11 protein-coding genes, 1 tRNA gene and 1 pseudogene are annotated in these 13,245 nt (G+C 57.8%); 9 read left to right on the forward strand and 4 right to left on the reverse strand.

Annotated features, from left to right (window positions below):
• Entirely contained in the window at positions 1-561 is a 561-nt protein-coding gene (locus RHM58_RS16290; RefSeq protein WP_017336973.1) for a glycine cleavage system protein R, read from the reverse strand.
• Between the two features lie 328 nt (positions 562-889).
• On the opposite strand from RHM58_RS16290, the gene dapA reads away from it, so the two are divergent.
• The 5 genes from dapA to RHM58_RS16315 all read left to right on the forward strand — a co-directional run bounded on the left by dapA (position 890) and on the right by RHM58_RS16315 (position 4,580).
• Entirely contained in the window at positions 890-1,768 is an 879-nt protein-coding gene (gene dapA / locus RHM58_RS16295; RefSeq protein ID WP_201201498.1) for a 4-hydroxy-tetrahydrodipicolinate synthase, read from the forward strand.
• A gap of 17 nt (positions 1,769-1,785) precedes the next feature.
• A complete protein-coding gene (gene bamC / locus RHM58_RS16300) occupies positions 1,786-2,901 on the forward strand; it encodes an outer membrane protein assembly factor BamC (protein WP_201201505.1) in 1,116 nt (371 codons plus the stop codon).
• Between the two features lie 4 nt (positions 2,902-2,905).
• Positions 2,906-3,664 carry an MBL fold metallo-hydrolase gene (locus RHM58_RS16305; RefSeq protein ID WP_123406244.1) on the forward strand — a complete coding sequence of 253 codons (759 nt, stop codon included), beginning with the start codon at positions 2,906-2,908 and terminating at the stop codon, positions 3,662-3,664.
• Positions 3,665-3,692: 28 nt separating this feature from the next.
• The gene (gene purC, locus RHM58_RS16310; protein ID WP_123507616.1) at positions 3,693-4,406 is read left to right on the forward strand and encodes a phosphoribosylaminoimidazolesuccinocarboxamide synthase; all 714 of its coding nucleotides are present in this window, start codon (positions 3,693-3,695) and stop codon (positions 4,404-4,406) included.
• 84 nt (positions 4,407-4,490) lie between these two features.
• Positions 4,491-4,580: transfer RNA gene (locus RHM58_RS16315), tRNA-Ser, on the forward strand.
• A gap of 223 nt (positions 4,581-4,803) precedes the next feature.
• Here the strand turns inward: RHM58_RS16315 and RHM58_RS16320 are convergent.
• From RHM58_RS16320 to RHM58_RS16330, 3 genes are all read right to left on the reverse strand, one after another.
• Positions 4,804-5,541 (reverse strand): SGNH/GDSL hydrolase family protein, encoded by a 738-nt coding sequence (locus RHM58_RS16320; RefSeq protein WP_322270752.1) that lies wholly within the window; start codon positions 5,539-5,541, stop codon positions 4,804-4,806.
• A gap of 195 nt (positions 5,542-5,736) precedes the next feature.
• Positions 5,737-7,875 (reverse strand): bifunctional mannitol-1-phosphate dehydrogenase/phosphatase, encoded by a 2,139-nt coding sequence (gene mtlD / locus RHM58_RS16325; protein ID WP_322270753.1) that lies wholly within the window; start codon positions 7,873-7,875, stop codon positions 5,737-5,739.
• Between the two features lie 679 nt (positions 7,876-8,554).
• Positions 8,555-8,746 carry a YegP family protein gene (locus tag RHM58_RS16330; RefSeq protein WP_201255769.1) on the reverse strand — a complete coding sequence of 64 codons (192 nt, stop codon included), beginning with the start codon at positions 8,744-8,746 and terminating at the stop codon, positions 8,555-8,557.
• 278 nt (positions 8,747-9,024) lie between these two features.
• Here RHM58_RS16330 and RHM58_RS16335 point away from each other — a divergent pair, with 278 nt between their 5' ends.
• The 4 genes and pseudogenes from RHM58_RS16335 (at position 9,025) to RHM58_RS16350 (ending at position 13,182) form a co-directional block, all read left to right on the forward strand.
• Complete coding sequence (locus RHM58_RS16335) at positions 9,025-9,993, forward strand: glycosyltransferase family 2 protein (RefSeq protein WP_201255768.1); 969 nt, start codon at positions 9,025-9,027, stop codon at positions 9,991-9,993.
• Positions 9,994-9,996: 3 nt separating this feature from the next.
• Positions 9,997-10,706: pseudogene (locus tag RHM58_RS16340) on the forward strand (class I SAM-dependent methyltransferase).
• Positions 10,703-11,089 carry a GtrA family protein gene (locus tag RHM58_RS16345; RefSeq protein ID WP_322270754.1) on the forward strand — a complete coding sequence of 129 codons (387 nt, stop codon included), beginning with the start codon at positions 10,703-10,705 and terminating at the stop codon, positions 11,087-11,089. Before RHM58_RS16340 ends, RHM58_RS16345 begins: the two are co-directional and overlap by 4 nt.
• A complete protein-coding gene (locus tag RHM58_RS16350) occupies positions 11,086-13,182 on the forward strand; it encodes a DUF6311 domain-containing protein (protein ID WP_322270755.1) in 2,097 nt (698 codons plus the stop codon). Before RHM58_RS16345 ends, RHM58_RS16350 begins: the two co-directional genes overlap by 4 nt.
• The last annotated feature ends 63 nt before the right edge of the window (positions 13,183-13,245 follow it).

A 13,245-nucleotide genomic window follows, 5' to 3' on the forward strand; every position in this document is an offset into this window, starting at 1 on the left:
TTACATTGGGTTTTGTGGGCGCCACGGTTCGATCAGGGCGTCCAGGTTCAGCGCATCGGCGAAATCCAGGAACTGATCGCGCAGCCAGCTGATTTGCACGCCGGCCGGCAGCGTCACGGTAAACGTGGCGTTGAGCATGGTGCCGCCGGTTTGCGGCGCCTGATACGTGTCGCAGGTCAGGTTTTCCAGCTCGACGTTGTGGTCCATGAAGAACTGGCACAACTCGTTGATGATGTCCGAGCGGTAAGCGGAACTGACATAGGCAACGTAAGGCAGGGCTTGAGGACGGTTCTCCAGTGCCGCACTGCGCACCACGTTGACCGTGAAGGCGTGCTTCTTGGCGAGGGTTGGCAGGCTGCCTTCCAGGCGGGCCAGAGCGTCCCAGCTGCCGGAGATCTCGAGGATCAGGGCACTGCACTCGCCATGACGGGTCAGGCGAGAGGTGACCACGGCGCAGCGGTTTTCATGGCTGGCGCGGCACAGGACGTTAGTCAGCTCCATGGGGTTGGCGCCGAGGGCACTGATGACAAGGAATTGTTCGCGAACTGTGGGGGTGGACATGCAGCATTCCTAAAGCGATGAGCGGTCGATACTTCTACGGGCTTTTTTAGCCGGGGGCGACCCTGCGCAGACGAATTCAGAAAACCCGGGCCGAAGGTTGCAACGTGCTCCAGAGTGGCCGGAGCGAGGGGTGGCAACGCTGGATCGGGGCTTGTGATGCCGAAAATGGAGGCTGGAACCCGGCGTACGAGCTTATCAGTACCGATCAAAGTCTGAAGGGTAGCGAAAAGCAGCGCCAAGGGGAATGGCAGCAGCGCAGTACTTCGCTTGTACAAGCATCTTGGCGCCAGTACCATTACGGCTCTCTTTTTCCGGCAGGAGCGGTTGCATGATTGCGGGCAGTATGGTGGCACTGGTCACACCCATGGATGCACAAGGTCGTCTCGACTGGGACAGCCTGAGCAAACTGGTGGACTTTCACCTGCAAAACGGCACCCACGCCATCGTGGCGGTCGGCACTACAGGTGAATCGGCCACGCTAGACGTGAACGAACACATCGAAGTGATTCGTTACGTGGTCAAGCAGGTTGCAGGGCGCATCCCGGTCATCGCCGGTACCGGTGCCAACTCGACGCGCGAAGCCATCGAGCTGACCACTAATGCCAAGGTCGCTGGCGCCGATGCCTGCCTGCTGGTCACGCCTTACTACAACAAGCCGACCCAGGAAGGCTTGTACCAGCACTTCAAGGCCATCGCCGAAGCGGTCGATATCCCGCAGATCCTTTACAACGTGCCTGGCCGCACCGCGTGCGACATGCAGGCCGAGACTGTGATCCGCCTGTCGACCGTGAAAAATATCATCGGTATCAAGGAAGCCACTGGCGACCTGGACCGTGCCAAGGCGATCATCGACGGTGTCAGCAAAGACTTCCTGGTGATCTCCGGTGACGATGCCACCGCTGTCGAGCTGATCCTGCTGGGCGGCAAAGGCAACATCTCGGTGACCGCCAACGTCGCCCCGCGTGACATGGCCGATCTGTGCAACGCCGCTCTCAAGGGCGACGCCGTGACTGCTCGTGCCATCCACGAAAAGCTGATGCCGCTCAATAAAACCCTGTTTATCGAATCCAACCCTATCCCCGTGAAATGGGCGCTGCATGAAATGGGCTTGATGCCGGACGGTATCCGTCTGCCGCTCACCTGGCTCAGTGCTGCCTGTCACGAACCGCTGCGGCAGGCCATGCGCCAGTCCGGCGTCCTGGTTTAATTGAGGAAGTACAACGCATGAAGCGAATGGCCGGACTTTCCGCACTTGCCTTGATTATCTCCAGCACCAGTGGCTGCGGATGGATCTGGGGCCCGGAAGGTTACTTCCGTGACCGTGGTAGCGATTACCTGGAAGCGCAACAGACTGCACCGATGCAACTGCCCCCGAATGTCAGCACCTCCAAACGTCTGGATCCGCTGTTGCCGATCCCGCGTAACGTGGCCGATGACACCACCAAGGGCGAATACATCGTGCCGCGTCCGCAGCCGCTGTCGGCGATTGCTGATGCCAGCGACTACACGCTGCAAAAAAGCGCTGGTTCGAGCTGGGTCATGGGTCAGCACCCACCGGCCGAAGTCTGGCCAGTGGCTGTCCAGTTCTTCCAGGACAACGGTTTCCGTCTGGACGAACAACGCCCGCAAACCGGTGAGTTCACGACCACCTGGCAGCATTCCGACGAGCTCTCCGCTGCCATGGCCAAGCGCCTGAGCGCGGCTGGCATCGCCGCCGACAGCGAAACCCGCGTGCGGGTCCGCATCGAGCCAGGCGTGCAGCGCAACACCAGTGAAATCTACGTGGTCAGCGCCCAGCGTCCTGCTGGCAGCACCTCCGACGTCGATTTCACCAACCGTTCGGTCAACACTGGCCTGGACGCGGCACTGGTGGACGACATGCTTGCGAGCATGAGCCGCATCTCCGAGAAGGGCGGTTCGGTCTCCATGCTGGCTTCCCAGGACTCCGACAAGCCAAACCGCGTCAGCCTGAGCGAAGACGGCAGCGGCAACCCGATCCTGAACGTCGGTCCGGACCTGGACCGCGCCTGGTCGAGTGTCGGTCGTGCGCTGGAACAGGGCGAATGGCGTGTTGAAGACATCAACCGCAGCCTGGGCCTGTACTACATCAACTTGTCGGAAAAAGCCGAGAAGAAAGACGAGAAGCCTGGTTTCTTCAGCAGCCTGTTCGGCAGTGCGCCGACCAAGGAAGAAGTTGAAGCCCGTGCCGACCGTTATCAGGTTCGTCTGAGCAAGGTGGGCGAGAACGTCCAGGTCACCGTCGAGAAAAACATCAACACCGTGGCGCCGGCAGAAGTGGCTCGCAAAGTGTTGAGCGTGATTCAGGACAACCTGGGCTGATCACATGCGTTTTGCCGTTCTCGGCAGCGGTAGCCAAGGGAACGGCACGCTGATAGCCAGCGCTGACACGTATGTGCTGGTGGATTGTGGTTTCTCCCTGCGGGAAACCGAAAAACGCCTGCTGCGCCTGGGTGTAAACCCGGCGCAGTTGAGCGCGATACTCGTGACCCACGAACATGCCGACCACGTGCATGGCGTGGGTTTGCTGTCTCGGCGCTACAATCTGCCTGTCTACCTCAGTCGCGGCACCCTGCGCGGGATGCGCAAACCGATTGAACCCGCGGGCTTCCTGGCCGGCGGCGAGCAATTGCAAATCGGCGCCCTGAACATCGAAGTCATTGCCGTGGCCCACGATGCACAGGAACCGACGCAATACGTCTTCAATGACGGTGAGCGGCGCTTCGGCCTGTTGACCGACCTGGGCTCGTATTGCAACAAGGTGCTGGACGGCTATCGAGACCTCGATGCGTTGATGATCGAGTCCAACCATTGCCGTGACATGCTGGCTCGCGGTCACTACCCGTACTTCCTGAAGCAACGGGTGGGCGGTGAACTGGGACATTTGAACAACCACCAGGCGGCATTCCTGGTGTCCGAGTTGGGCTGGCAAGGCCTGCAACACCTGGTCCTGGCCCATCTGAGCAGCAAGAACAACCTGCCGCAGCTGGCCCGGCAATGTTTTGTCGACACCCTCGGGTGCGACCCGGACTGGCTGCAACTGGCCGATCAAGATTCAGGGCTCGACTGGCGACACATCGCCTAGCCCACCTACTTAGCAAGCGGAGCCCATCATGGAAAAACGTGAAGAACTCTACCGCGGCAAAGCCAAATCGGTTTTCAAGACCGATGACGCTGACCGCTTGATCCTGCTGTTTCGCAACGACACCTCGGCGTTCGACGGCAAGCGTATCGAGCAGCTCGACCGCAAAGGCATGGTGAACAACAAGTTCAACGCCTTCATCATGCAGAAACTCGAAGCGGCCGGCGTGCCGACCCAATTCGACAAACTGCTGGGCGACAACGAGTGCCTGGTGAAGAAGCTCGACATGATCCCGGTCGAGTGCGTCGTGCGTAACTACGCCGCCGGCAGCCTGGTCAAGCGTCTGGGCGTCGAAGAAGGCCTGAAGCTCAACCCTTACACCTTCGAACTGTTCCTGAAGGACGACGCCAAGGGCGACCCATTCATCAACGAATCCCACGTCGTGGCGTTCGGTTGGGGTACCGCCGAGCAACTGGTTCGCATGAAAGAACTGTCGCTCAAGGTCAACGAAGTCCTGAGCAAACTGTTCGACGACGCCGGCCTGCTGCTGGTCGACTTCAAACTCGAGTTCGGCGTGTTCTCCGACGGCTCCATCGTCCTGGGCGACGAATTCAGCCCGGACGGCTGCCGTCTGTGGGACAAGGCTACTGGCAAGAAAATGGACAAAGACCGCTTCCGCCAGGGCCTCGGTGACGTCATCGAAGCCTACGAAGAAGTCGCCAATCGTCTGGGCGTACCGCTTTAATCGACGCAAGCATCTGATAGCACGGAAAAAATTTCGCTTAGGGGGTTCGCTTCCGGCAAAAGTGTTGTTATGATGCGCGCCGTTGGAGAGATGCCAGAGTGGCCGAATGGGACGGATTCGAAATCCGTTGTACCTTCACCGGTACCTAGGGTTCGAATCCCTATCTCTCCGCCATTATTGAACAAGACGAAGCCCCCGTAATCATTGCTGATTACGGGGGTTTTTTCGTTTCTGGCGTTTTGTTTAGGGCATTTCCAAGAGCTAAACCGCACCGTTCCAGTCCGCTCTAAAGCCCCTCATTTTTGACACGATACCCGTCGCCATATTTTTGGTGGCCTTCGGCATCACCTTCCGAAACGATCCGCTGAAAATCCTCGTACATCCAGGTATCCCTTGATTACTTAAGGGGATTGCGCGCTACAAGACGGGAAATAAATTTCCCCAGCTGTTTTATTTTTCCTTCCTGTTTGGAGGGTCCATATTGAGCGTGAAGCGCTTCTAGCAAGGGTGCCGCTAGCAGTTTTACGTGCTCAGCCGGATTGTAATGATGGTCGAGTTTGTTGGGGTTTAGCAGGGACTCTCTTAATTTGCCATCTGGCGTTGTTGAGCCGGCATCAAGTGCAATGTAGGTAATGCCAGCTTCAGCACAAAAAGCATTCATGAACTTATTAAAGCTGATCGTCAGGGCTGTGCGTTCTGCCTGTGTTGCCTTGACTTCTTTTCTTAAGTTGGCAACCTCGCCCCATTGCATGTCATCTTGTATGGTCGGCAGCGGGGTGCTTATACAGATCGCGTTAAACTTTTCAGAGATTTTAGATAGAAAACTTTGGTAGTTCTCTAATGCCAGGTTCAGCATGTCGTCTACCGAGATTCCGTGTTTTTGAGCTCGGTACCAAATGACAAAGCCGGTGTCGACTTCGCCCAGCATTACAACGACTGTTTCAGCCGAGGTGGCATCAAGAGCTTCGACGTACCGGGGCATTGCCTTTGTGACTGAATTTGGGTTTTCCAAGCCGGAAACCGTTGCGCCACCCACCGAAACAATCTCGAATTCAAACTCTGGAAATGCTTCTTTCATAGGCGGGGCGTTGAACACTTCGACATGCGAATCGCCTAGTACCAATACTTTCTTCATGAGATCCAGGTCGTTCCTTTCCGAGTTGCCCGCTGTGAATGTCGGATTTGCGTGTTTGAAGATTGCAAAAACGGATGATATCGAAAATCCACGAGATCGGTCATGTCAATCAAAACGCAGCAACATGCTTGATCCTGGAACAGGCTTACACCTGTTTCGGGGCTGGACATGTTGCTGCGACTAGTCCTCTTCCAGTTATTCCTGCACCGGCCATCCCCAATGCCCGGAGTCGGGCTGCACCAGCCGCTCGAAGTGCCCGGCAACGCCCTCGATCAACCCTGCATCCCTGATCGGGTCCAGTCCCGGATATGGCTTGCCGTTATAACTCCCCGTGTACGTCAATACCGCCTCTACACTCCCGCTCTCCTCGTAAAGCGTTCTCATCAACTGGCTCTCCTGATCCTTGCTGTCCGTCGAGCGCAGGGCGTAGTGCAGCGCCAGTGCTGTGCCGAATTCCAGGCCGGTGGAGTCGATCCCGTGTTTGCGGGCCAGGTCGATGCTGCGCAGGATGCGTTCGTTGCGTTGAAGTTTGCGCAAAGGATCGCGGCCGACTCGCGCACATGGGTCCTTGAAGGACGTGTTGCAGCGCTCGAGAAAGGTTTTGGCGAAGCCCGCGACGGCTTCGCTCATTTGTGGGTTCTCGGCGACCAGGGCCGGGCCGACTTCTTCTCGGATCAGGCGTTCGGCCAGGGCGCTGACGCGTGGATCGCCCATGCCCTGGCCCAGCCATGAATAGCCCAACAGACTGGCGTACCAGGCAATGATCGCGTGGGGGCCATTCCACAGGAGGTTTTTGATCACCTGGGTCTGGGTGATGTCCTCCACGGTTTTCACTTGGCGCAGTCGCTCAAGCAGGTTGCTACCGCGCTCGACGTACAGGGGCATGTCCGGTTCGCTGTTGAACAGGATCAGGTGCATCTGGCTAAGGGCGTTACTGGACTGGGCAAAGGGCCGGAAGCGACCGATCAACCGTTCATATTCGGGCGCCTTGGCGGTGGTCGGTACCTGTGGGGCGGCCGGTTCGTCGCTTAGGCTGTTTTGGAAGATCTTTGATTTGATCCGCAGCTGTCTGAGCAGGGCCTCGTTGGAGATCTTCGATACGATGCGGCTGACGACCGTTTCGGCAAAGTGGGTTTTTTCCAGGATCTGCTGGCAGGTCTCGGGTGAAACCAGGAGCAGCAGTTGCGCTTCGACATGGCGGCGCACGAAAGCAGCGCCGCCAACCTTGTTTAGCACGATCAGGATGGTCAGCTCGCGTCGACGGCGTTCAAAGCGGCGAATGAGGCCCTTGGCGATCACGTCGGCCTGTTTGCGGATCGCGGGTTCAGGCAGGCTCAGACCGACGATCTCCGCGACGTCGTACATATAGATCACTGCTTCGGCGTCGTCCATGTCGATCATCCGCAGGTTTTCGATGGTCTGGTCGAAGGACGTTGCGCCGTAGCGCACGCTGAAGCGGCCGAAGGCCTCGACCGTTTCGCGCAGCATGCGTGAGCGGGTGGCGCCGATGATTTCGCAGGGGCGGGTGTAGCCGTCCCAGTGGGAGAAAATCTGCGTCAGGTAGCCACCGCCCATCGCGCCGAAGCCGTGGATGCCCACGCGAAACTGGTTGAGCGCCTGGGGGAAGGTTTCGGTCAGCTCGGGCGTGCCGAGGTCGGGCATGCATTCGGTCAGGTCACCGAGAAACTCCTGCATGTTGCCGTAAGCCTTGAGCGCGCCGGCCTTGACCTCGGGCGCAGGAGGCTTGATGTCCTCGATCAGGATCGGCTGCCCTTCGGCACGGATGGCTGAGAGCAGGCCGTTTTCCGAATCTTCGACCATGAAGCAATGGCCCGGCTCGCAATTGAGCGCACTGGCGGCCCGCAGGAAGATCTCTGGATGAGGCTTGCCCTGGCTGACTTCGTCGCCACACACGGTGATGTCGAAATACTTGAGCACGTTGGCATTGATCAGGTATTCCTCGGCGATCGCCCGACGGCTTGAGGTCGCGACCGCCATGGTCAGGCCGTACTTGCGCAAGCGCTCCAGCACTTCCAGCAGGCCTGGCTTGATGGGGACGCCTTCATTGCGCACAAACGCCAGCTCCAGTTCATCGGCACGCTGGCGGATCTCGGCATAGGGGAAGTCTTCACCGTTGTGGGCCTTCGCCAAGGCTTCGGCCTTCTTGGCGCTCAAGCCCAGCGAGCCGATCAGGGTTTCCTCGCTCAATGGCTTGCCGAAAATCTCGCTGGAAGCCTGCTTGAGGGTTTTGAAACGCAGGCGTTCGGTGTCAAACATGGTGCCATCCATGTCGAAGATGGCGCTGAATATTCTTTTTCCCTGGAAAAAAATCATCGATTGATACTCCTTGTACCGTGGGGTGGCTCGACGCAAAGCCGCCTCATGAGGGGCACTGCGCCTGCAAAATCGGGTGACCTGGAGCTGACGGGCACGGTTCGAGGCGTGAAGGCCGACCGGCGATGTCTCGCTCAGGAAATGAAGGGTTCAGAAAGAAAAGCCAGGCGAGCACAAACTCCGCGAAAAAACGGGAGAAGGACGCATCGGTTCAGTGGCTGGCGATCAGAAACAGGCGGGCGGAGGGATGGAACGATGGCGCCGATAAGCGCAGCGGCCGAAACAGGGTCGCAAGAGGTGTAAAGCGAGGAGTGCAAAGAGGCGGGAAACAAGCCCTGTGGCTGCGCCAGCGCAGCGTTTGATGTGAGGCCCACAGTGCGCAATCAGGGATGCGGAAGGTGGGCCGGCAAGGCGATCGATACGTGTGATTCCATGCATAAGGCGGTGTTATTTCCTGCGGTGTGGCTTAGTGTCTTTTTAGGTATACAGCATGGGAAGTGTCTAGATCAAGGTTGGGGGGCGGGGGTGTTTGGCGTTTGGATGGGGCGGGTTGATCGCTGATAACGGTGTGAATGTGGGTTGCCATGCCCTTGAATTGAGATAAAACATGCCGTCATTGAAAAGCCTCGTAGCGTAACGTTACGAGGCTTTTTTTAGGCCGAGATGTTCGCCTTGTTCCTTAAATCTCCTTAACCGGCGTCCCTTCCTGCACGCCCTTTATCAACTCAATCACATGCAAACAATCAGACTTGTTCACATACGACTCGCCACTGGCAACCGTCTCGTGATTCCCCGCCCTTAGCCGCCAGCGCCACTGACCCTTGCCAGTATTCGGGGTGCCTTTCGATTGCCTGTAAATCTCAAAATACATTCAGCTCGCTCCATGCGATTCGTCAATTGCGACAACCTGTGTGCCGCATGTCAGCAAGCCTAGCGGAGCTGGGTTTTTTGACCATCGGGCATTTGTTTCCAATGATTTGAGGGTTTTTCCTACAGTCAGGCGAGTGCTGGGAGAATGGCCAAAACCGCCGCAGTTTCGCTCTTGCATCACCTTCCTTGCTCCTGCTTAATACGACTCGGCTCATGACGCTGGATTACACCTCGGCGACCGAAGATTGTTGAACAATCACTATAAAAAAGAGCAGTCAATTGACTCATCAGCACGGAACGCAATTGGCCGGGCACGTGGCGCTTTCGCTCGTTATCCCGGTGTTCAATGAAGCGGCGACCATCGACTTGTTCATCGCGCGGATTACTGACGTCTTCAAAGCTGAGGCGCTGGTGAGTCTGGAGATGGTGTTCGTCAATGACGGCAGTACTGACACGACGCTGGACTTGCTGCTTGAGCATCAGCAGTCTGATCCGCGTGTGCGTGTCGTCGATCTGAGTCGCAATTTCGGCAAGGAGGCGGCGTTGACCGCTGGCTTGCAGACGGCCACTGGCCAGGTGGTGGTGCCGATTGATGTCGATTTGCAGGACCCACCTGAAGTGATCCTGCAAATGATTGCCCTGTGGCGGCAAGGTTATGAAGTGGTATTGGGTCATCGTGTGAGTCGTAATACCGACTCCTGGGCCAAGAAAACCTCGGCCAATTGGTTCTATCGCCTGCACAACAAAATCTCTGACCAACCATTGCCCAAGGATGTCGGTGACTTCCGGCTGATGGATCGCTGCGTGGTTGAGGCGTTGGAATCGTTGCCCGAGTCCCGGCGCTTCATGAAGGGCTTGTTCGCCTGGGTCGGGTTTCGCACCACGCATGTCGATTACGAGCGGCCGGAGCGGGTGGCAGGTGAAACCAAGTTCAACGGGTGGCGCCTGTGGAATTTTGCACTGGAAGGCATCACCAGTTTCAGTACCGACCCGCTCAAGGTCTGGACGTATCTGGGGTTGTTCGTATCGGTGGTGTCTTTTGCCTTCGCCATTTTCATTGTGGTGCGCACGTTGTTTACCGGGATTGACGTGCCGGGTTACGCCTCGCTGATGGTGGCGGTGACCTTTCTCGGTGGCCTGCAACTGATCGGCATCGGGGTGCTCGGCGAATACCTGGGCCGCACCTACATCGAATCAAAGCGCCGGCCGGTTTATCTGGTGCGTCGTGTCTATAACCCCAAGGACTGAACCATGGATCTCAAGGAAACCGACATCCTCGGTTCAAGCATTGACCAGCATTGGTATTACGCCTCAAAAGCAGCGGCCACCAAGCGTCTACTGGGCGATACACCGATCAAAAAGATTCTCGATGTGGGCGCCGGCTCCGGGTTTTTACCCATCACCTGCTGACCCACACCGCCGCGAACGAAGCCTGGTGCGTGGACATCAGTTACGACGCGGATTCCGACGCCAGCACCTGCGGGAAACCGGTGCATTACCGTCGCGGCATTGAGGCCGTGGATGCCGATCTGGTGCTGCTGATGGATGTGCTGGAGCATGTCGACGACGACGTCGGGCTGCTCAAGGCTTATGTCGATAAAGTGCCGTCCGGCAGCCGTTTCTTGATGACGGTGCCGGCGTTCCAGTTCCTCTGGAGCGGGCACGATGACTTCCTCGAACACAAACGTCGCTACACCCTGGCGCAATTTGAAAAAGTAGCCCGGGACGCTGGTTTGACGGTGAAGCAGGGCGCCTACTATTTTGGTGCGGTGTTCCCGATTGCGGCGACGTTGCGGCTATTGCCCAAAGGCGCGCAACCGTCGCCGCCGCGTTCGCAACTCAAACAGCATCATCGCGTGGTGAACTCAATCCTGAAGACCTTGTGCAGCATCGAATTACCGCTCATGGGCTTGAATCGTCTGGCCGGTCTGACGGTGTTTGTACTGGCGCAGAAGCCGTGACGTCAGCCGAAAAATCAGCGGTGATCAAAAGGGCGCTGAGGTTTGCCGTGACCGGATTATTTGTCACCGCGCTTCACGCAGTCGTCGCGGTGCTGTTCATCAACTTCGTGATGCCGATGCCGCCCCTGGCCAATGGCGTGGCATTTGCCGTGGCCACCATGGTGTCTTACGTGATCAACACCACCTGGAGCTTTTCCGCACGGCTGCATGGCCGCACATTACTGCGCTTCATGATGGTCTCCGGCGCAGGCTTTCTACTGGCGATGTTCGTGGCTTGGGCGGCGCAAATGGCCGGGCTCAATTATTTGCTGGGGATCGGCGCGGTGGCGTTGACCCTTCCGGCCTTCACCTTTGTATTGCATAACTTCTGGACGTATCGATGAAGGATTCAGGCAAGCAGAAGGCGCTCGCATTGCTGCCCCTTTTGATGGGCGTTTTCGCGTTTTTCATGGTGATCGGTCCACGAGCCCTGGACCCGCAAAATATCGCCTGGCTGGAAAGTGGCGACCCGGCGACTCATTACCTGGGCTGGGTATTTTTCCGACACTCGCCTTGGTCTTTTCCGCTTGGCCTCAACCCCTCTTACGGGTTGGAGTTGGGCAGCGCGATTATTTTCTCGGACTCTAACCCGCTGCTGGCCTTTATATTCAAACCCTTCAGCGCATGGCTGCCCGAGACATTCCAGTACTTCGGCATCTGGCTGTTGGCGTGTTTTGTCCTGCAAGCCTGGTTTGGCTGGAAGTTAATCGGCTTGGTGACGCCTAACGTTGCCCTGAAATTATTGGGAGCGGGCCTGTTCCTGTTTTCCCCACCGATGTTCCTGCGTATGGGCGGTCACCTGTCCCTGGCCGGGCATTTTTTGATCCTGGCTGCGCTCTATCTGGCGCTGCATCCCGGATTGCGCAAGCGCCGTCTGGCCTGGGGCGTGTTGTTGGCTGCGACGGCGCTGGTGCACGCTTACTTGTTGGCGATGGTGGCGTTGATCTGGATCGCCGACGTTGCCGGCCGAACCCTTAAAGGCCAGTTGACGCGCCGCACTGCTGTGATCGAGGTGGTACTGCTATTTCTGCTGGTGAGTGTGTGTTGCTGGCAAGCGGGCTATTTCAGTATTGGCGACGGCATGGCGTCCGGTGGCTTTGGTTTGTACCGCATGAATCTGTTGGCGCCGATTGATGCCAGCGGCTGGTCATTGGTATTGCCGGACCTGCCGGAAGCCAGTGGCGACTACGAAGGTTTCAATTACCTCGGAGCGGGGACGCTGTTGTTGGTGATCTGCGCTGCTGTCGTTCTGCTGCGAGGTAAAACCGGTTTCGGCAGCGCTGCACGCAGTTTGCCGATTCTGTTGTTGGCGCTGATCGGCCTGCTGCTGTTCGCGCTATCGAACGAGATCGGCATCGGTCTGCTTAACGTTCACTACCCGCTGCCGGGGAAAATCGTCAAATTGGCGAATATCTTCCGGGCGTCGGGGCGGATGTTCTGGCCTGTGTTCTACGTCATTGTGTTTGTGGCGATTTACCTCGTGGTGCGTGGCACCCGGCCACGTATAGCGGTGAGCCTGCTGGCGGTGGCGCTGTGTATTCAAGTTGTAGATACCCAAAATGGTTGGACGGGGTTGCGACAGGCCAGAATGATGGCGCCAGCCAGCGAGTGGTCGACCCCGCTGCGTGATCCATTCTGGGCCAGCGCCGCGCGCCACTACGCGAACGTCCGTTCGTTGCCGTCGCAGAACCAGTCGGACACTTGGCAACTACTGGCCAATTACGCGGCCAAGTATGGTTTGAACACTGACTCCGCCTATCTGGGCCGGATGAGTTCGAAGGCGTTGGACCAGGCCCAGAAAAAGACCCAGCGGATGCTGGAAACCGGGCAGTACGACGCTGACTCGCTGTACTTTCTTGATGAAAACTCCATACCTGCCGCCGTGAAAACCATCAACGGCGACACTGATCTGCTCGCTCGCATCGACGGGAGGGTGGTGCTGGCGCCGGGCTGGAAGCGATGCACTCAATGCCTTGCGGTCGCCGACGAAAGTCATTCGATGCAGTTGGTGCCGATGATCAAGACCGGGCAACAGCAACTGTTCAACTACAAGACTCACCACTTGAGCCAGGGCTGGGGAACTCCGGAAACCTGGGGCACCTGGTCTGAAGGCGGGGAGGCGGACATTCTGCTTCGTGTGCCGCCGCAGGCTCATTCCATTGTGATCGAGGCCCTGGCTTTCGTGCAGCCGACGCACCTTGGGCAAACGGTGATCTTCAGCATCAACGGCGTACTAGCCCTGTCGACACGTCTTACAGCGCTGCAAGGCAATCGCATTGAAATCCCGTTGACGGCGGCCATCCATGAAGCTGTTGTCAATGACAAACTGATGCGGATTCATGTGCAGCTACCTGACGCGATCAGCCCGAAGCAATTGGGGCTCGGGGTGGATCCGCGTGTCCTGGGGCTGGGCATGAAGTCGCTGACGGTGCAGTGATCCTGCGTACAACGGCGATCATGCCGATAGACGCCACCCCCGGGCCTTTCTAAACTGGCCCAA

This window comes from Pseudomonas sp. 10S4, from assembly GCF_034344865.1.
GTDB lineage: Bacteria > Pseudomonadota > Gammaproteobacteria > Pseudomonadales > Pseudomonadaceae > Aquipseudomonas.

Excerpts from the sequence above, each read along its gene's own strand:
- RHM58_RS16290 (WP_017336973.1), bottom strand. The coding sequence starts at position 561 with ATGTCCACCCCCACAGTTCGCGAACAATTCCTTGTCATCAGTGCCCTC.
- dapA (WP_201201498.1), top strand. The coding sequence starts at position 890 with ATGATTGCGGGCAGTATGGTGGCACTGGTCACACCCATGGATGCACAA.
- bamC (WP_201201505.1), top strand. The coding sequence starts at position 1,786 with ATGAAGCGAATGGCCGGACTTTCCGCACTTGCCTTGATTATCTCCAGC.
- RHM58_RS16305 (WP_123406244.1), top strand. The coding sequence starts at position 2,906 with ATGCGTTTTGCCGTTCTCGGCAGCGGTAGCCAAGGGAACGGCACGCTG.
- purC (WP_123507616.1), top strand. The coding sequence starts at position 3,693 with ATGGAAAAACGTGAAGAACTCTACCGCGGCAAAGCCAAATCGGTTTTC.
- RHM58_RS16320 (WP_322270752.1), bottom strand. The coding sequence starts at position 5,541 with ATGAAGAAAGTATTGGTACTAGGCGATTCGCATGTCGAAGTGTTCAAC.
- mtlD (WP_322270753.1), bottom strand. The coding sequence starts at position 7,875 with ATGATTTTTTTCCAGGGAAAAAGAATATTCAGCGCCATCTTCGACATG.
- RHM58_RS16330 (WP_201255769.1), bottom strand. The coding sequence starts at position 8,746 with ATGTATTTTGAGATTTACAGGCAATCGAAAGGCACCCCGAATACTGGC.
- RHM58_RS16350 (WP_322270755.1), top strand. The coding sequence starts at position 11,086 with ATGAAGGATTCAGGCAAGCAGAAGGCGCTCGCATTGCTGCCCCTTTTG.